Genomic DNA, 16,177 nt, shown 5'->3' with positions numbered 1-16,177 from the left:
TCAGAATCCCTATTCACTTGGAACTTCTGGTTGACAAAAAGCCCATAGATGCTCTGATATCTGTTCTCGGAGATCTCATTCCTCCACTGAAAAAGCTTTTCCCCAATCTCCTCTTTCTTTGCGATGCAGGGTTTACCTGCAACAGACTTATTAACTTCCTTCTCTCTCAAGAGATAGACTTTGTCTGTGCCATAAGCCAGAGGAGAGTGGATGAAGAGACAGGACACAAATTAAGGGATCTGTGGTTTCCCAAGTCTGAGAGGTTTGAGAGCTACTACAAGGTGAGATGGGATATAGAGCATGAGATAAGGACTATGAAGGGGATGGGACTTGAGGACTATATGGTAAGGAGACTCAGAGTTATAAGGCTCTGGATACTGGCTGTATGGCATGTGAGGCTTATAAGGCTCAAGGCGGAGCTGAGCGGCAAGGACTTCAGGAGGTTTCTTCTTTCTCTTGTTATGCCAGATGTTTATCTGCGGATTCTGGATCTGCTTGAGTTTTTTGAGTTACCGATACGACGAAGTTTGAGGTTTTCTTCTTTCCCTGATGATAGACTGTTTCTATTTCTGCTCAAAGACTTGATAGGAAGTTACTCATATTCCGCAAAAGTTTAGATCTTTTGTACAGGCTCAAATATACAAGCCATTTTTCCGTCAAAGATTTTTACAGAAAAAAAAGGGAGAGAATTTTCAAAAGGTCATTTTTTCTACGGTGAGAGCACTGATTGTAAATTTTTTACAGAGTGTTAAGAACTTTTACAGGTAAATTAGATAAAAATGGCACCCCCAGCGGGATTTGAACCCGCGTTTCCGGCGTGAAAGGCCGGCGTCCTAGGCCAGGCTAGACGATGGGGGCTGCCCTTAGGACAAAAAGGTATTATAAAACCGAACCCTACACCTGTCAAGTAGATCAACCCTACCGGAGGAAAGGGGTATTACCGATTTGATTTAAGGTTGAGTATCCACCTGACTATGATGCGTGCCTCTTCTTCAGTCACCTTCTGAGGAGGCATGGCGTTATCTCCCCACTTTCCCCTGCTACCCTTCAGTATGCTTTCCACCAGTTTGTCCTCGTCCTTCTTGCTGTATCTCTCGCTTATAGCGTAAAAAGATGGACCGAGAAGTTGTCTTCTCATATCGTGACAGTAGGGACAACCTTTTATACCCACGAGCTCTTTGACGTTTATCTTTGCCTGAGCCTTCTCTCCCTGTCTCTCACAGCCTGCTGTGAGAATAAGCGCCAGTAGGATAGCCCATATCATTTCAGTTCTCCTAAAAGTCTTTCCTTTTAAAAAGCATTAAGCTGATTATAAAGGGTATAAAAAACCATAGAAGCAGTGAGAGCCCGGAGACAGCGGATCCCAACATAGATCCGAGAAACTCTTTAAAAATTACTCCCGTAACTCCCATCAACGCCGCCACGTCGAGGTTCAAAACTATGAGTAGCCTTGCCGTATCCACCGGATTGATAAGGGATAGGAAAAGAACAAGCTTCTCGAGAGGGTAGTCCCTGAGGACATAAATTATGAAAAGAATAAGTCCGTCGTGGAGTACAGATAGATAGAGCCAGACCGCCAGCAGGAGGCTCACGCCCTTTACCCTGTCGTCGAAGAGAGTTCCTATAAGGAAAGACAGTGATGTAAAGACAAGAGAGAGAAGGCTACCTGAGAGGGCGAGAAGAAGTATAAGGTGAGAGTTAGGTCCCAAAAGCTCCCGAAAGAGAGGAATACAGATTCCGAGAACGTAAAAACCTCCCACCAGAACTCCCACCGACAGGAACTTTCCGAGAAATATCTGACTCCTGCCGACCGGCTGGGAGAGGAGAAGTTCTATAAAGTTCCTCGAATCGTATAGATAGGATAACCCGAAGACCAAGCTGAAGAGGGGCACCAAGAGAAGAGTGAGATTTAGAAGGCTGAGAACGACCTTGGAAACGTCCTGACTTATGTAAAGGAAGGCAAACGTACCTCCAACTATAAAACACAGGTAGAGCCACATCCACTTAACTTTGAGGAGGTTCTTTGTATCGGTCAGATAGAGCCTGTATAGCTTACGCACCCTTCTCCTCCAGTATCCTCGCGAGAGCCCTTTCAAGAGTCCTCTCCCCTGTTTCCTCCTTTAGCTCTTCGACACCTGCATCTACCTTCATCGATCCATCTATGAGGAATAAGATTCGGTCGGCGAGTTCCTCCACCTCACCCATTATGTGGGTTGTTAAAATAACACCCGTTCCTCCTCTCCTCCGATTCAGTATCTCCTCCTTCAATCTCGTGCTTGAAAGGGGATCGAGCCCCGCCGTCGGCTCGTCGAGTATGAGGAACTCAGGATTGAAGGCTAAAGCTAATACGGCGTTTATCTTCTGCTTGGTGCCTCCGGATAAGGCTCTCATAGGCTTACTCAGATGATCCTTCAGGGAAAACACCTCTAAGAGCCTCTCTATCTCCTCCTTGGGAAAGGAATTTCTTAAATCCGATATTAGCGATATAAGTTCTGCGGGAGTTATGTTCGCTGGGAAGCTTGGCTCCTGGGGCATATATCCGATTACTTCCTTGTAGAGAGGGCTTTCCGTCACGTCCCTGCCATTCACCCGAACCGTACCACCATCGGGGATAACGAGCCCAAGGATACACTTGAGCAGGGTGGTCTTTCCCGAAGCGTTCGGTCCAAGAATTGCCACCACCTCACCCTTTTCCACGCTCAGGGTAATCCCTTTGAGGACCTCTATCCTTCCGAACCTCTTTCTGAGATCCTTTATCTCTATCTTTCCCATCGAATCCGCCTCATCCTTGGTTTGGGGTCCTGTATTGAAACGGATACCACCGCGGGAAGCGTTTCCTCCACTACGTTTAATAGCTCTACAAAGAAGCTCCGCAGAAGAACGGTCGCGGCGGGATTATTTTCGACTATGTAGGAGAACAGCTTCACAGGTCTGTAGGGTATGTCTCCGTATCCGTCCCTGTTCAGATCGTAGCCTCTGTAAGAGCTCCAGTAATTGCCTTCTATCCTATTGGGGTTCATTGCACTGTTGGTGGCGAGGTCGAAGGTGTTTCCCAAGAAGTTGTTCCCCGTGATCAGGTTGTTCGAGGAGTTTGCCCATATTCTCATAGCCCAGCCGTTCTCTACGAAGTTATTTTCTCTTACGGTTGTCCTCTGACACTCGTCCATCAGGATTCCTGCTGTGTTCCTATAAAAGGTGTTATGCTCTATGAGGCTGTCGTTTATGGCTTTGAGGAGCAGTCCGTAAGAAGCTCCTCCCCAGTTGTTCTCGAACCGGTTTTCCTTCATGAGAACCTTCTTAGTGTACATAACCGCCACGCCCACGCCGTTCTTCCTGAAGACGTTTCTTACGTACTTATCCCTATGAGAGAACATAAAATGGAGTCCGTACCTCCAGTTACCCTCCACCAGATTTTCTTCTATCGTGCTGTCCTCGACGAACTCGAAGTAGATTCCGTCCCTGTGTCCCGTGATGTAGTTTCCCTTTACCAAAACCCCTTTTGAATGCCATATATGTATTCCGTTGCCCGAGAAAGCTTCCCCAACCTTCCCGGGACCCTTTATTCTGTTTCCGAGCACTTGGCAGCTCTCAACGTTAGCCAGATAGATAGCCCAGAAGTTGTTTTCAAGGACGTTGTTTCTGATTATGCACCCTTTGGCGTTTTCTACCTTCAATCCGGCTATATCTTCTATCTCGCTCCTGCCCGAGTTAACTATCCTGAAACCTTCGACGACCACGTTATCGGCAACTATCCTTATAACTTCGTACTTCCCCTCACCGTCCAAGGTGGGATAACCTTCACCAAGTAGCTTTACGCTCTTATCTATTCTCAGCTCCCCCTCCCTGTATACCCCTCCCTTAACAAGAACAGTGTCCCCGCTTTTGACTTTACTCAGGGCTTCTTTAACCGATTTAAACTCACAGCTCGGGCAGACCTCTACAACTTCGGCAAATGCTAACAGCGGAAATAATAGCGTTAGAATAGCTACCCCTTTCCAATTCTTTCCTTCCATTTCTCCGCCACATAGGATAACACCTCTTCCCACGTAAGGATCCTTCCTCCAAAGTTCCTGTGAGCGGTTTGAAGATCTTCTTCATTGGAGTAAGCGGATATGTTTAATCCCATAGGACTCCTTAAGCGGTCGCTGACTAAAAACTTTGCCTCCTCGACCCTAAGGAAATTATCTTTGTTGGCAAAGTCAGCTACCCACATGGCGAGTATCTCATCCCTTTTCACATATCCTGAGAGGACGAAGGCAGCTAAGCATTCGATAGAGTCGAACTTGTAAACTTTGCCCTTCTTCGTTTTAAGCTCTGCGGCAAAACCCGCGTCGGCTATTATCATCCTGCAGAAGGCACAGGAGTCCCTCCCGTACTCTATGGGTTCTGGAAGAGGCTTGGTTTCACAGGATATAAAAAGCAAAAGGAGGGGCAGAAGGAGCAGAAGGGACCTGCTCATGCCTCAACCGCCCTAACTGAAGTTGTCTGAGATAGTAACCTGTCTGCAAGGAAGGCTATAACACCCAGCACAAGGGACGCCAGCGCTATGTAAGTTCCAACAGTGGGCCAGGAGCAGGCTTTCATGTTGAGGAGCGTTTTACAACCTATAAGAGGCGGTTGATAGGCGAGCCCCGGTATCTTGAGAGGTGCGTTCGGATCGAGGTTGTGCCCGTACTTGTACTCCCACCACCAGAAGTCAGCTATTCCAAGAATTCCGAATATCACGAAAAGAACCACCCAAGCCGTCAGTATCCATCTCTTTCCGGTAACGGCTCCTATCAGACCGAACAGTATGAAGAACCCGAACACGATAGGCATTATCTTGAGCTCTATAACCTTCTCCGGCTCTATAGGAGCCATACCTATGTAGTGGTTCAGTAGGTTAATGTTGTATAAATCGTGAGGGTTTTCCCCCGTTATGTTGTTCACCCATATGAGCATTCCCAGGCCTTCGGGATACTGGGGAGCTGTAAGTGTGATCTTCCAGAGTGGGACGAAGAAGACCCCTATAAGTAAGAGGGAGGCGAGGGCGAGAAGCCCCCGAGAAATCACATTCATAACACTACCTCCTCAGTCTGCACACTTCCTTTTGTCGCCGGTACCCCAGCAGAGCTTTACATTAGCGTTCTTAGGGGAGACCCTGACGTATCCTTGCATCTCCTGGTGGAGGGCTGAGCAGAAATCTGTGCAGTAGAAGGGATAAACGCCGGGCTTTTCGGGCTTCCACTTGAGGGTCAGCGTCTCACCGGGCATTATGAGGATGTTGGCGTTTTTAGCCCCAAACATGGCAAAGCCGTGGGGAATGTCCCAGTCCTGCTCGAGGTTTGTTACGTGGAAGTAGACCGTGTCTCCTACTTTTATACCCTCTATGTTGTCGGGAGTAAAGTGGGATCTTATAGCGGTCATGTAGATGTGAACTTCGTTGCCCTTTCTAACAACTCCCTTCTGGATGGCTTCGTCTTCAGACTTAACAGCGTAAGGATGCTCGTTCTTTTCAAGTTCGTAGATCTTTTTCTGGTGCTTCGTAACGAGCTCGGCAGGTATCATCTGAGCGTAGTGGGGTTCTCCGTGGGTGGGGAAATCGAGGAGCATCTTCATCTTTTTACCGGTTATATCTATTAGTTGGGCGGCGTGGGGTAGCTCTGGACCGGTGGGCAGATACCTGTCCTTTGTGATCTTGTTCATAGCTATCAGGTACTTACCCCAGGGTTTTGCCGAATCACCTCCCGGTATCACTAAGTGTCCTATGGAGTAGTAGACAGGAATCCTGTCCAGAACCTTACAGGCTTTGGGATCGTATTTCACTACCTCGGAGGAGATAAAGCAGGAAACGTAGGCGTAGCCCTTGTCGTCGAACTCGGTGTGAAGCGGTCCAAGACAGATGTTCTTGACCTCACAGTGATTTACGGCTTCATACTTGAGCACGGGGATACCCTCTATCTCTCCAGCAAACTCCTTGTTCTTAATGGCGTTGATCATCTTAGAGAAGGAGTGTATCGGCTGGTTCACCGAGAGCTTACCACCTCCGATTATGTACTCACCGTCGGGTGAGACGTCAACTCCGTGAGGAGACTTGGGAGTCGGCAGGTAGTAGGCCACTCCAGGACAGTCCTTAGGGAGAAGCACGGTAACGCTCGTCTTCTTCTCGGATTTAGCTATTCCGGTTTTAGGATCTACGTAGTTGTGGTAGTAAAGGGTTTTCATCTTCTTACCCTTGCCCTCGGCGAGACACTGTTCCGCCCTCTTCCAGTTTACAGCGAGGATAAAGTCCTTATCCTTCTTGGAGGCGTTTATTTCAAGCAGTGTGTGTGCCTGTTCCGTATTGTAGCTGGTGAAGAAACACCATCCATGGGACTTCTTCTTTCCGCAGTGGGCGAGGTCGTAATCGAATCCCGGCACCAAGAGCTGGAAGGCGATGTCCATCCTGTCGTTCTTCTCGCCCTTAGAGTTGTCCACCTTTATGAAAGTGATGGTGCCCTTTGCCCACTTCTTATACTGGGCTATAGGATAATCCTTCTGGGGTATCGGCACGCTGAACCTCGTTCCCGCAACGACGTACTCTGTGTTTTGAGTTATAAATGAGGATGGATGGTTGCCCGCCGAGTTGGGTATTTCTATTATCTCAACGGTCCTGAACTCGGAAAGGTCTATCCTTGCAACCCTCGGCGTGTTGTTGGCGTTTATAAACAACCACCTTCCGTCCGGAACGCCGTTTGTCTGGGATAGCTCCGGGTGGTGAGAGTCGTCCCAGGGTATAAAACCATGGGATGTCATCAAGAGGGCTTTCGTTTCTTCAGAGTATCCGTAACCGTTTTCAGGGTTTACCGAGAACACGGGTATCATCCTCAGGTTCCTGCCCGAAGGCACACCGTGAACTCCCACCTGTCCGTTGAATCCTCCCGAGAAGAAAACGTAAAACTCATCGTGCTGTCCCGGCGGGACGTAAGTTCTCTTCGCCGCTTCTTCCCATTCCTTGCTCATGTGCTTGGTTTGGGAAAAGACCGCTCCGATACCGGCCAGCGCCATAACCGCCAGAGCTACCTTTTTCAAACTTCCTCCCTTCATATCTATCACCTCCTCTCGAGATTACTTCTCAAGGCTCAAAATCCATTTGGCTATCTTTTCAGCCTCCTCCTTGGAAACGGGTTGCCTCGGCATGTAGAAGGCTGTGATCTTTATCCCGTACTTACTCGCCAGCCCCTGCCACTTACCCACGCTACCTCCAGTTATGCTCTGGACGAGGACCTTGATCGCATCGGGTTTTCCCTTATACTCTTTGGCGATCACCCTGTACGGAGGTCCCACCTTGCTCTTCTCCACGTCGTGGCAGGAATAGCACCCCTTACTCTTAAGAAGTGAAGGGGCATCCTGAGCGAAGGCTGTTGCGGTGAGGATGATAAGAATTTTAGAAATTAGCGATATTTGCATGTCTTATACCTCCATAAGAATTCCTTAGTGTTTATTTTATGATGATAATCAGATATTGTCAATACTTGATTAGTTAGTCATAAATAACAGGAATGAGAGGGATAAACTTCTTCCGGTTTTATGCCAAGGAGAGGTTCGGCAGGAGAGTTCAGAAGATACCTGTAGCTCTGCCCTTCACATGTCCCAACATAGACGGAGCTAAGGGACGTGGAGGGTGCTCTTACTGCTATAAAGGATCGAGACCGGATCACTTGGAGCCCTGGACTCCTCTCAGGAAGCAGATAGAGGAAGGTATAAGGAGGGCTAAGGATAGGTACGGCAGGAAGACAGGCTTTTTAATATACTTCCAGTCCTACACGAACACTTACGGAGAGGTGAAGGATCTTAAAAGGATATACGACACCGCCTTGGAGTTCGAAGATGTGGTCGGAATAGACGTGGGCACGAGACCTGACTGCGCACCAAACGAAATTTTAGAACTCCTATCCTCTTATAGGAATAAAGGTCTTGAGGTCTGGATCGAGTTCGGTTTACAGTCGGCCAACTTCGAGACCTTGAAGGGAATAAACAGGGGACACGGAGTATCCGATCTCATCGATGCGGTCCTCAGAGCTAAAAGGTACGGACTCAAGGTCTGCGTTCACACGATCGTCGGCCTGCCGGGAGAAGGTAAAGAAGACTTCTTGGAGACCGCAAAGCTGATAGCCTCCCTTCCCGTCGATGGAATAAAGATCCATCCCATATATGTCATGAGGAATACAGCTCTGGCTAAGATTTACAGGAGAGGAGAATTCAGACCTTTAGAGCTTGAAGAGTACGTTAGATACGCTGCTGACATGTTGGAGTTAATACCTGAAAACGTTGTAGTTCACAGACTAACTGCAGAGGCAAAAAAACCCGCCCTCTTGGCACCGGATTACTGCACCTACGAGAGGAAGCTCGAAGTCATAAGAAGGATTGAGGAGGAGTTAAAAAGGAGAGAAAGCGGGCAGGGGGCGAAGGAGCCTTTCGTAAGGAGCATTTCAGCGATTGAAGGGGCATTCGGGAACTTCAAAGAACTCGTTGAGAAACCAAGGTGAGCTTAGCTTATCAGTAAATTTCCTTATCTCATCTATCTCTTCCTTAGTTAGCCACGGGTACCACGGTGTCCTGTAGATGGTCAGGGGCATACCATCTGCTATCTCTACACTTTCCAAAATCCTTATAGTGTCTACGTTCGATCCAGTGGTGTATTGATAAAGATCTTTTCTTTGGAGAGGAGACTTTATGTCAACGGCGAAGCCGTCCACCACTTCCCTGAGATCCCTTATCACCTCTGGATTTGAACCGTTGGTGTCGATCCTCACCTTCAAGGAAGGTGTTTCTTTCTTAACCTTAAGGACAAAGTTTTTGATAGCCTTCACCTCGTGAACTGTGGGCTCCCCTCCGGATATGACGAGGGTGTCGATGAAAGGGTTTTTGGAGATCTCGTAAAGGATTTTATCCTCGGAGAGCGTACAGGGCTCCTTTCCAAGGACTAGCTTCCAGTTGTGGCAGTGCCTACACCTAAGGTTACAGAAGGGGAGGAAGATAACGAGGCTCCACCTGCCAGGAACGTCCTTCGAGGAGTAGGTAAAGGAGGCGAAACTCAGTCCCACCTCGACACCTCCATCAGTTCCACGGAATCCACCTTCTTCCGCGTGACCCAGTCCGCCCTCCTTCCTCCCTGCCAGTAATTCTCCTCCCCTTCGTAGATGAATCTCTCTCTGTCTACTTTTTTGACTTTCCTCGCCACAGGTCTGTAATAGCCTATAACCCTCGAATAAACGATCGTATCCTCCGAACCGCAGGAGGGGCAGGTGAACCACTCACCCACGATCTTCTCCTCACAGGAGTTGCAGACGCTCAGGGTAGGTGTCAGGGTTATGTAAATTATCGGCATCCTCTCGAAGATTCTTCTCACAAAGTCTCTCAAGGCTTCTGCTGAGGGTTTCTCGTTTAGGAATATATGCTGTATACTGCCTCCTGTAGCGAACCTCTGGGTGTGGGAGGAAACCTCGAGCTGTTTTGTTAGGGAAGATCCGTCGTAGGGTGGCTGGAAGCCGGCGGTTAGGAATACTCCAGAACCCTCCGTGCTCCCCTTGACGAAAGGAGAAACACCGTTGATTTTCCCCTCCCAATATTTCCTGTAAAGTTTGTAGCTTTCTGTTCTCCCTTCGGATACCGCTTTGAAGAACTCCAAGTCCTTCTGGGCGAGCTTTGGTCCCGCAGTTTCCCCCGGAGCGTACTCGAAGTTCCAGGGAACTCCGTCCTCCCTCATGAAGTCTTCGAGGGTTCTGAGGATAAAGTCCGCCACCTCCCGTGCGAAGGCGAGTCCCTCTGGATGGAAGAGCCCCGACTCTTCCTCAACGAGGTTGCCCTTCCCATCGTAGGTTACAAAACCGAAGTTTATCAAACCCTCGTGACCACCCTGGAGTGAGATGGTGTTGAAAAGTGTAGAAAGATCTTTCATGTAGTAGAAAAAGGTGGGGTAGAGCTCCCTGTGGGAGTCTATGAACTCTCTCTTCTTGTTTAGCACGCTCCTCGCCTTCTGAAGGATGTCGTAGAGGTGTTCGAAGAGTCTCTCCCTGTTGCCCCTGTGTATCCAACCAAGCCTGTTGAAGTTGATGGAGATAACTCCGATCGAGCCGACTCCCGAGGCGTTACCGAAGACCGAACCCGTGTTGGATACCCTGAGAACCTCCCCTATATCTACCTGAAAGCGGCAGCAGAAACTCCTTTGAAGGTAAGGGTTACGTGGCTCCAAACCTCTCTCGACGAAGGGTTTACTTAGAAAGTTCTCAAAGTAAGCGCCCCCGTGCTTGTCCAAGTTCTCGAGGAACTTCATGAATACGGGATCTTCGAAGTTGAAGTTGTCGGTTATCTGAACGGTTATGAGTGGGAAGGTCCAGGGTCTCCCGTCAGCATCCCCCTCCCACATCGCCTGGAGGAAGCCGAGAGCTACCTTATCGTATATCTCCTGTGGTATCTCGTTGTACTTGTGCTCTAAAACCTTTCCGCCGACTACTATGAACTCCTCTTCTAAGGAAGGAGCCGGTTTACCGAACTCTAAGGTTACGTTGGTGAAGGGACTGTTTCCACTCCTGAAGGGCAGGTTTATATTGTAGAGAAAGCTCTGGAAGGCGTGGGCTATCTCGTCCTGAGAGTAAACCCTCCCTTTAAATCTTTCTTCGTACCAGACGTAGGAACTCGCTATCGTTATCAGATCGTTGAGAGCCACAGCACCGGCGACCTCCTGGGATATGAGGCAGATGAAGTTGGCGCACTGATCCAGAAGGTTCCTGAGCCTCTTGGGTGGTCTCGAGCGGGGCATGACCCTCGTGTTCGCCGTAAGACCGTTCAAGGCGATGTCCCTCGCCGAGAAGCCTATGCAGTAAGGTCCTAAAAGAGAGAGCTGATGCTGATACCACCATCCCTCCTCGTGCATCAACCTCTCCTCTTCGCTCAGTATCCTCCTGAGCATGTACTCCTTCATTACCTCTCCTGAAAGTATGTTGGCGAGAGCCGGTAGGGAGTAGACTAAGTTTGCATTGTGTTTGGCTATGTCTGCAGATAGAAGATACTGATCGATTATGTTGAGAACTTCCTCTTTGACCATACCTTTCCCTCCTTCGCTTTCGGTCTATTTTAGAATATTCGGTCATTTTTTCAATATTTGAATTGATAGACCTTTCAGGAACTTAAGTGATTCTGCCTAAGTCCTTGAATAGGCTTGTGCTTACAATCATGAGCCACATCATTGTTTTAAGAGCTGAATAAACAAACGTTTACTCAGGAGGTGATTATGGAGAGTATGGATTTCCCCGGAAAAAACCTTAAGGTTGAAATTCTTAACTTAAAAGAGGACAATTACCTTCCTTCAGCTCTGCCTTACGACAGGTTCATCATCCTTCTCTCAGGCAAGGGAAGGTTTATAAAAGGTCAGAGCACAGGGAATGTGGAGGCCCCCGCTTCAGGATTTGTGAAGAGGGGAGAGCTCTTCGGTTTCTTCCCTGAGGAAGAAAGTACCATTGTGGTGGTAGGTAAGGAAATGCCCGGTAGGGGAAAGCTTGAAACGATAGATCTGCGTCAACTCGAACCCTACAAAAGGCACGCTCTGGTGATCGAGAAGTTCAGGGAACTGAAGGAAGGGAGATCCTTCAACATAATAAACGATCACGATCCGTTACCTCTTTACTTTCAGATGAACATGTTCTTTCCGGGAAAGGTTTCATGGTTCTACGTAAAGGGAGAGGGGGATTACTGGGAGGTGAACGTAGGGAGGATAGGATGACGGGAGGTAAGAGATGAGAAAGCTTGTCGGAACAGGGCTCTTGATTTTTGTCCTATCAACGTTCGCTTCGGATGGACTTACCCTACGAGATGTTATGCAGCTTGTTAAAGTTTCCACCCTCAAGATCCTTGAAGGCTTCCTGCTGAACAACGAAGAGATGATAATCCAGGGAGCGAAGGAGATAGCGAATCACCCAAAACCGAAAGGGGGACCCTTACTTTACATAGACCCTTCGAAGAGGGAAGAATTCAAAAGGTTAATGGCTTCCTTCGAAAAAACAGTACACGGAGGCTCACGGGATATAATTAGACTGGTAAGGGAAGGAAAGAAGGAGGAAGCCTTTCAGAAATACACGGAAGTGGTGAGGGGTTGTATGGCGTGTCATAAGCTTTTTAGGGATTGGAGATGAGAAACAGGGCTCTTGAAGTCTTAAAGGAGGTCATAGATCCCCACACGGGAATGAACCTCGTGGACATGGGAGTCGTTCAGCATGTTGAGGCGGATGAGGAGGAGGTTTACGTTTCCCTGAAGCCCACGAGTCCCTTCTGCCCTATAACCGACTACCTTGTAAACGCGGTGAGGGAGAAACTAAAGGACGCCGGCTTTAAGAAAATAGAGGTGGAGCTTGAGGATGCCCTTTCTTGATGTGAGGGATTTGGAACCTCCCCAGCCGATGATAAGGATAGCGAAGGCTCTTGAAGAGCTCGGAGAGGGAGAAACCTTAGAGGTCCTCGGATCGAGGCCCTTCACCCACTTCCTTCCAAGGCTGGAAGAACTCGGCTACTCTTACGAGCTCAAGGAGACTCCCGAAGGATACCTCCTGAGGATATGGAGGGGAGATAAGGGAAAGGTAGAATCTAAAGAGGAGGAGGCTTTCAAAATAGACGAAAACACCAACGTCGGAAAGTTGATAGACAGATATCCCCAGACCCTCGACATTCTTATAAAGTACGGTTTTACGCCTCTTAAGAACCCCTTACTCAGAAGGATACTTCCCTACACCGTCACCCTCGGTCAGGCTAAGAGGATAAGGAGGATGTCCGACGAGAGGTTCAAGGAGATGCTCGAAGAGATAAGGAGGGCGATCGGTGGAAACGATTGAAGAGCTCAAGGTTCACTACGGATGGTCAGAGAGAGATGAGGCGAACCTTAGAAAGGTATCATGGCTCGGAGATAGGTATGCGGAGAGTTTCATAGAGAGCTTTTACAGTTATCTCGAGAACTTCAAGGACACGAGCGAGTTCTTGCCCGACGAAGAGACGAGGAAGAGGCACAAGGAGAAGGTAAAGAACTGGTTCAGGGAGCTCTTCACTTCCCACTACGACGCCCAGTATTTGAGGAAGCTCTACAGGATAGGAGAGGTTCACTACAGGATCGGACTTCCTCCCCACTACGTTCAGGCTTCCATGAACTTCGTAAGAAACTACATATACGATAGACTTACGGAGGAGCTCGGTTGTACGCCCGAAAGGGACAAGATAATGACCTCTATAAACAAGGCTCTCGACCTCAACCTCGACGTCATGGTCAACTCCTTCAGGGAAGAGGAGCTGAAGAGATACCTCGCCGCAGGAAGGTATCAGAAGATACTGATAGAGAGTATTAGGAAGGTTTCGTGGTTCTTCGACATCTTCCTGATAATGACCCTCACCATCGTGGGGATATTCCTAATAGTATGGATAGGCTATGAGCTGTGGCTTGTACTTATAGGAGAACTTCCCTTAGAGAGAGGTGGTCTCAGCGTTCTCGGTTCAGCTCTCATACTCTACGCGGTCTCCGAGCTCTTGGGAGAGGAGATAAAGCACGTCAGGGGAGCAGCGATCAGCCTCAAGGTCTTTGTAGGTGTAGCCCTCGCCGCCGTGATAAGAAAGGTCCTGATCGTCTCCCTCTCACCCGAGAAAGTCCAGGAGCTCATAACGCTCTCCCTGATAACCCTATCCCTCGGTGTGGTCTTTTGGCTCATCTACAAGGTAGAGGCTAAGAGCTGAGATGATAGAGATCTCTGAAAGGACAACCTTTTTGAGGATAACACCGATCTATATCCACCTCGGTCTCCTTATACTGCTCCTGTCGCTGCTTCAAAAACTCCTTTCCCTGGGAGACTACAGCACCTCCATTCTTTACTTCTCGATCCCCTCCGTGGTTATAGGAACCCTGTTCCAGATGTATCCGACGCTCCAGAGTATCCCTGTAAAGTTCTCCTTCCTCGTTTACCTTCACTTCATTCTTCTCTCGGCTTCCCTTTTCCTCTACCTCTTCGGCTTCAGGTTCGGGGAGGTTTATTTCCTTTCCGCTCTGACCTTTGCTCTCTTCCTTCTCCTAAACACGAGGAGATACAGCGGACAGGTTCAGCTCTTCTTTCTGGTCGGATCTACCTTTTACCTCTTCGCCTCCTTCCTTATCCTGACCGAGTATCCCAACCCCTTCCTGATAAAGCACACCTTAGCTGTCGGCTTCTTCCTCACGATCGCCTTCGGTAGCCTCTACATGCTCCTCCCGATGCTCCAGTTGGAGAGCCTCGCCTTCTCAGATTACCTCTGGATACACTTGGCTTTTCATACAGTGTTCACGATCGACTTTCTGATCAGCTGGTCGAGGATGAGCTTCAGCCACATATACGTCTCCGGAATGTTAGTTCTCACCTCCGTCCTTATCCTCTCCTTTACCCTCTACAGAACCCTCTCTCAGAAAAAGAGCCCCCTGAAAGGTCTTGACCCCTCCGTAAAGGCTTTTCTCCTTAGCCTATTTATTCTCGCCTTTTCTCTAAGCGTCGGTATACTCTCAGCCGGATCTCGGGATTTCGGACTCCTCAACCTCCACACCGACGGACTCCTCTTCGGTTTCTTTCCTATCCTCACCCTCGGAGCTGCCTACCACATAATCCCCTTCATGCTCTGGTGGAAGGTGTACGCTCCAAAGATGGGAAAGGGAAAAGTACCGACCCTTAAGGAGCTCCTGCCGGAAAGAGTTCTTGAAATATCCCTCCTTGTACTTATCCCTTCCCTCCTCGGTCTCCTTCTATCCTCTTACTTAAAGCCATTCGTCCAGTGGTTCTTCGCCATCACTTACACAGCAGGAATAGGTTACTTCCTGCTTCGATCCTTTCCTTTAACCCTTAAGCAGGTATTTGGCAAAGGCTAAGATTCCGAGGATAAGGAAGAGGATAACGAGAACCCACAAAAGCCCCGCTCCCCACCCGTGCATTCCCCAGTCCATCATATCCGACCTCCTTCAGTGCATGTGCTTCATTCCTTTGTGATCCATCTTCATCCCTCCGTGCCCCATGTCCAAGTGCTTGAGAAACTCGGCGTCTATGTCCCTGAATTTGAAGACCTTCTTACCCTTTGCGAACTTCTTAGCCTTCACAAGGCTCCTGAAAGCCACCACGTCCGGACCCATAGGACCTTCATCGACGGGAACATAGTAAGCACGTCTGCCGTCTATCCACTTCCCATTAGAGAAGTCCCTCACCCAAAGCTCTGAAACCCTGTCCTTGTTCTTAAGGTAGTACTGGATCGCATGCTTGGGAGACTCGGTATATACGTACTTTCCATCTTTGAGCTTCAGCTGAGAGGTGAACTTCGGCATCATGTTCACGTCCATACCGCAGACCACACACCTTGTTCCTTTGGGAGGATCCTTAGGTTGAGCGAAGGAAAAAACGAAAAAAGCGGTAAGCAGTCCTAAAAAGAACGCGAGCTTTCTCATCCTGACACCCCCAGTCCGAAATCGTAAACGAGCTTTCCTCCGAGGTTTCCCTGATACAAAAGACCGGCTACGCCGGTGAGCAAGAGTAGAACATAAATATGGTGAATTACAGGAACAGGCTTAAAGGCGTAAACAAGTCTAAGCAACAGGATCAGAGAGAATAGCCCTGCGAGGGCTATACCTAAGGTCTCGTGAGTGTGAAGAAGCTCGAGAGCCTGAGGACTTATAGGGAGATTCTCCATACTCTCGTGAGCTACATATCCTGTTACCGCTGCACCCACCACGGCACCAGAAGCTAACAGAAGCGTGAGGAATTCGATGTCGTCAGGTTTCCTGCCCCTCAGATGATAAAAGCCCTCCAGGAGGAGGGCGAAAAGAGGAAGAGCTATGGCGAAGTGAACTACAGGAGGGTGCAGCTTCACAACCTCTGGGTAAACCACCTTCTCCTGAACAGCTGAAGGTTCCGGTGCTTCGCGAACAGCCTCCCTCTCGTGGGAAAAAGAAAAAAGGAAAAAGAGAAGAGGCGCGCAGGAGATTATTATAAACCCTCTCATCTCAGAAGCTCCTGTAGTTTCTTTTTGAGTTCAAAGATCCGTTTGAACTCATCTGGATGCGCAGTAAGCATTTTTAGCATCCGCTCAGCCATCATCTTCCTCATTTCAGGATCGCTTGTCATCATACCGAACATCTGATCCATCATTTCTTTTGAAGGACCTTGCCCCATCATAA

The 16,177-nt window shown here is 48.7% G+C and carries 21 protein-coding genes and 1 tRNA gene; 8 read left to right on the top strand and 14 right to left on the bottom strand.

The window, feature by feature from the left end; translation table 11 throughout:
- Window positions 1-17 precede the first annotated feature (17 nt).
- A complete protein-coding gene (locus tag ACZ483_RS04860; RefSeq protein ID WP_464325048.1) occupies window positions 18-617 on the top strand; it encodes a transposase in 600 nt (199 codons plus the stop codon).
- Window positions 618-780: 163 nt separating this feature from the next.
- On the opposite strand, the gene ACZ483_RS04855 is transcribed toward ACZ483_RS04860, so the two are convergent.
- The 9 genes from ACZ483_RS04855 to ACZ483_RS04815 form a co-directional block, all read right to left on the bottom strand.
- Window positions 781-858: transfer RNA gene (locus ACZ483_RS04855), tRNA-Glu, on the bottom strand.
- Window positions 859-937: 79 nt separating this feature from the next.
- The gene (locus ACZ483_RS04850) at window positions 938-1,264 is read right to left on the bottom strand and encodes a c-type cytochrome (RefSeq protein ID WP_464325047.1); all 327 of its coding nucleotides are present in this window, start codon (window positions 1,262-1,264) and stop codon (window positions 938-940) included.
- A gap of 10 nt (window positions 1,265-1,274) precedes the next feature.
- Window positions 1,275-2,060, bottom strand: a complete 786-nt coding sequence (locus ACZ483_RS04845; RefSeq protein ID WP_464325046.1) for an ABC transporter permease subunit — start codon at window positions 2,058-2,060, stop codon at window positions 1,275-1,277.
- Complete coding sequence (locus ACZ483_RS04840; RefSeq protein WP_464325045.1) at window positions 2,053-2,772, bottom strand: ABC transporter ATP-binding protein; 720 nt, start codon at window positions 2,770-2,772, stop codon at window positions 2,053-2,055. Before ACZ483_RS04840 ends, ACZ483_RS04845 begins: the two co-directional genes overlap by 8 nt.
- Window positions 2,760-4,013, bottom strand: coding sequence for a nitrous oxide reductase family maturation protein NosD (locus ACZ483_RS04835; protein ID WP_464325044.1), 1,254 nt, complete (start codon window positions 4,011-4,013; stop codon window positions 2,760-2,762). The genes ACZ483_RS04840 and ACZ483_RS04835 overlap by 13 nt, the downstream gene beginning before the upstream one ends.
- Window positions 3,986-4,459 (bottom strand): nitrous oxide reductase accessory protein NosL, encoded by a 474-nt coding sequence (locus ACZ483_RS04830; RefSeq protein WP_464325043.1) that lies wholly within the window; start codon window positions 4,457-4,459, stop codon window positions 3,986-3,988. Before ACZ483_RS04830 ends, ACZ483_RS04835 begins: the two co-directional genes overlap by 28 nt.
- Window positions 4,456-5,058, bottom strand: coding sequence for a hypothetical protein (locus tag ACZ483_RS04825; protein ID WP_464325042.1), 603 nt, complete (start codon window positions 5,056-5,058; stop codon window positions 4,456-4,458). The genes ACZ483_RS04830 and ACZ483_RS04825 overlap by 4 nt, the downstream gene beginning before the upstream one ends.
- A gap of 12 nt (window positions 5,059-5,070) precedes the next feature.
- Window positions 5,071-7,065, bottom strand: a complete 1,995-nt coding sequence (nosZ, locus tag ACZ483_RS04820) for a Sec-dependent nitrous-oxide reductase (RefSeq protein WP_464325041.1) — start codon at window positions 7,063-7,065, stop codon at window positions 5,071-5,073.
- A gap of 21 nt (window positions 7,066-7,086) precedes the next feature.
- Window positions 7,087-7,428 (bottom strand): c-type cytochrome, encoded by a 342-nt coding sequence (locus tag ACZ483_RS04815; RefSeq protein ID WP_464325040.1) that lies wholly within the window; start codon window positions 7,426-7,428, stop codon window positions 7,087-7,089.
- A gap of 92 nt (window positions 7,429-7,520) precedes the next feature.
- Here ACZ483_RS04815 and mnmL point away from each other — a divergent pair, with 92 nt between their 5' ends.
- Window positions 7,521-8,507, top strand: coding sequence for a tRNA modification radical SAM protein MnmL/YtqA (gene mnmL / locus ACZ483_RS04810; protein ID WP_464325039.1), 987 nt, complete (start codon window positions 7,521-7,523; stop codon window positions 8,505-8,507).
- On the opposite strand, the gene ACZ483_RS04805 is transcribed toward mnmL, so the two are convergent.
- Both ACZ483_RS04805 and nrdD read right to left on the bottom strand, forming a co-directional pair.
- Complete coding sequence (locus ACZ483_RS04805) at window positions 8,451-9,065, bottom strand: radical SAM protein (RefSeq protein ID WP_464325038.1); 615 nt, start codon at window positions 9,063-9,065, stop codon at window positions 8,451-8,453. The genes mnmL and ACZ483_RS04805 overlap by 57 nt on opposite strands.
- A complete protein-coding gene (gene nrdD / locus ACZ483_RS04800) occupies window positions 9,056-11,065 on the bottom strand; it encodes an anaerobic ribonucleoside-triphosphate reductase (RefSeq protein ID WP_464325037.1) in 2,010 nt (669 codons plus the stop codon). The genes ACZ483_RS04805 and nrdD overlap by 10 nt, the downstream gene beginning before the upstream one ends.
- A gap of 186 nt (window positions 11,066-11,251) precedes the next feature.
- Between nrdD and ACZ483_RS04795 the strand changes: the two genes are divergently transcribed.
- From ACZ483_RS04795 to ACZ483_RS04770, 6 genes are read left to right on the top strand one after another with little or no spacing between them, the layout of a single operon-like run.
- Complete coding sequence (locus ACZ483_RS04795) at window positions 11,252-11,740, top strand: DUF2249 domain-containing protein (protein ID WP_464325036.1); 489 nt, start codon at window positions 11,252-11,254, stop codon at window positions 11,738-11,740.
- 13 nt (window positions 11,741-11,753) lie between these two features.
- Window positions 11,754-12,149: a hypothetical protein gene (locus ACZ483_RS04790; protein ID WP_464325035.1), complete on the top strand. Its 396-nt coding sequence runs from the start codon at window positions 11,754-11,756 to the stop codon at window positions 12,147-12,149.
- Window positions 12,146-12,385 (top strand): metal-sulfur cluster assembly factor, encoded by a 240-nt coding sequence (locus ACZ483_RS04785; RefSeq protein WP_464325034.1) that lies wholly within the window; start codon window positions 12,146-12,148, stop codon window positions 12,383-12,385. Before ACZ483_RS04790 ends, ACZ483_RS04785 begins: the two co-directional genes overlap by 4 nt.
- A complete protein-coding gene (locus tag ACZ483_RS04780) occupies window positions 12,372-12,842 on the top strand; it encodes a DUF1858 domain-containing protein (protein WP_464325033.1) in 471 nt (156 codons plus the stop codon). The genes ACZ483_RS04785 and ACZ483_RS04780 overlap by 14 nt, the downstream gene beginning before the upstream one ends.
- Entirely contained in the window at window positions 12,829-13,728 is a 900-nt protein-coding gene (locus ACZ483_RS04775; protein WP_464325032.1) for a protoglobin domain-containing protein, read from the top strand. Before ACZ483_RS04780 ends, ACZ483_RS04775 begins: the two co-directional genes overlap by 14 nt.
- 1 nt (window position 13,729) lies before the next feature.
- A complete protein-coding gene (locus tag ACZ483_RS04770) occupies window positions 13,730-14,881 on the top strand; it encodes a hypothetical protein (RefSeq protein ID WP_464325031.1) in 1,152 nt (383 codons plus the stop codon).
- Between the two features lie 90 nt (window positions 14,882-14,971).
- On the opposite strand, the gene ACZ483_RS04765 is transcribed toward ACZ483_RS04770, so the two are convergent.
- From ACZ483_RS04765 to ACZ483_RS04755, 3 genes are read right to left on the bottom strand one after another with little or no spacing between them, the layout of a single operon-like run.
- The gene (locus tag ACZ483_RS04765; RefSeq protein WP_464325030.1) at window positions 14,972-15,448 is read right to left on the bottom strand and encodes a nitrous oxide reductase accessory protein NosL; all 477 of its coding nucleotides are present in this window, start codon (window positions 15,446-15,448) and stop codon (window positions 14,972-14,974) included.
- The gene (locus tag ACZ483_RS04760) at window positions 15,445-16,002 is read right to left on the bottom strand and encodes a DUF2231 domain-containing protein (RefSeq protein ID WP_464325029.1); all 558 of its coding nucleotides are present in this window, start codon (window positions 16,000-16,002) and stop codon (window positions 15,445-15,447) included. The genes ACZ483_RS04765 and ACZ483_RS04760 overlap by 4 nt, the downstream gene beginning before the upstream one ends.
- Complete coding sequence (locus ACZ483_RS04755) at window positions 15,999-16,175, bottom strand: hypothetical protein (RefSeq protein WP_464325028.1); 177 nt, start codon at window positions 16,173-16,175, stop codon at window positions 15,999-16,001. The genes ACZ483_RS04760 and ACZ483_RS04755 overlap by 4 nt, the downstream gene beginning before the upstream one ends.
- Between the last annotated feature and the right edge of the window lie 2 nt (window positions 16,176-16,177).

This window comes from Hydrogenivirga okinawensis, from assembly GCF_055385515.1.
This window is presented reverse-complemented; position numbering and strand designations above follow the sequence as displayed.

Excerpts from the sequence above, each read along its gene's own strand:
- ACZ483_RS04850 (WP_464325047.1), bottom strand. The coding sequence starts at position 1,264 with ATGATATGGGCTATCCTACTGGCGCTTATTCTCACAGCAGGCTGTGAG.
- ACZ483_RS04840 (WP_464325045.1), bottom strand. The coding sequence starts at position 2,772 with ATGGGAAAGATAGAGATAAAGGATCTCAGAAAGAGGTTCGGAAGGATA.
- ACZ483_RS04835 (WP_464325044.1), bottom strand. The coding sequence starts at position 4,013 with ATGGAAGGAAAGAATTGGAAAGGGGTAGCTATTCTAACGCTATTATTT.
- ACZ483_RS04830 (WP_464325043.1), bottom strand. The coding sequence starts at position 4,459 with ATGAGCAGGTCCCTTCTGCTCCTTCTGCCCCTCCTTTTGCTTTTTATA.
- ACZ483_RS04825 (WP_464325042.1), bottom strand. The coding sequence starts at position 5,058 with ATGAATGTGATTTCTCGGGGGCTTCTCGCCCTCGCCTCCCTCTTACTT.
- nosZ (WP_464325041.1), bottom strand. The coding sequence starts at position 7,065 with ATGAAGGGAGGAAGTTTGAAAAAGGTAGCTCTGGCGGTTATGGCGCTG.
- ACZ483_RS04815 (WP_464325040.1), bottom strand. The coding sequence starts at position 7,428 with ATGCAAATATCGCTAATTTCTAAAATTCTTATCATCCTCACCGCAACA.
- mnmL (WP_464325039.1), top strand. The coding sequence starts at position 7,521 with ATGAGAGGGATAAACTTCTTCCGGTTTTATGCCAAGGAGAGGTTCGGC.
- nrdD (WP_464325037.1), bottom strand. The coding sequence starts at position 11,065 with ATGGTCAAAGAGGAAGTTCTCAACATAATCGATCAGTATCTTCTATCT.
- ACZ483_RS04795 (WP_464325036.1), top strand. The coding sequence starts at position 11,252 with ATGGAGAGTATGGATTTCCCCGGAAAAAACCTTAAGGTTGAAATTCTT.
- ACZ483_RS04790 (WP_464325035.1), top strand. The coding sequence starts at position 11,754 with ATGAGAAAGCTTGTCGGAACAGGGCTCTTGATTTTTGTCCTATCAACG.
- ACZ483_RS04785 (WP_464325034.1), top strand. The coding sequence starts at position 12,146 with ATGAGAAACAGGGCTCTTGAAGTCTTAAAGGAGGTCATAGATCCCCAC.
- ACZ483_RS04780 (WP_464325033.1), top strand. The coding sequence starts at position 12,372 with ATGCCCTTTCTTGATGTGAGGGATTTGGAACCTCCCCAGCCGATGATA.
- ACZ483_RS04770 (WP_464325031.1), top strand. The coding sequence starts at position 13,730 with ATGATAGAGATCTCTGAAAGGACAACCTTTTTGAGGATAACACCGATC.
- ACZ483_RS04765 (WP_464325030.1), bottom strand. The coding sequence starts at position 15,448 with ATGAGAAAGCTCGCGTTCTTTTTAGGACTGCTTACCGCTTTTTTCGTT.
- ACZ483_RS04760 (WP_464325029.1), bottom strand. The coding sequence starts at position 16,002 with ATGAGAGGGTTTATAATAATCTCCTGCGCGCCTCTTCTCTTTTTCCTT.
- ACZ483_RS04755 (WP_464325028.1), bottom strand. The coding sequence starts at position 16,175 with ATGATGGGGCAAGGTCCTTCAAAAGAAATGATGGATCAGATGTTCGGT.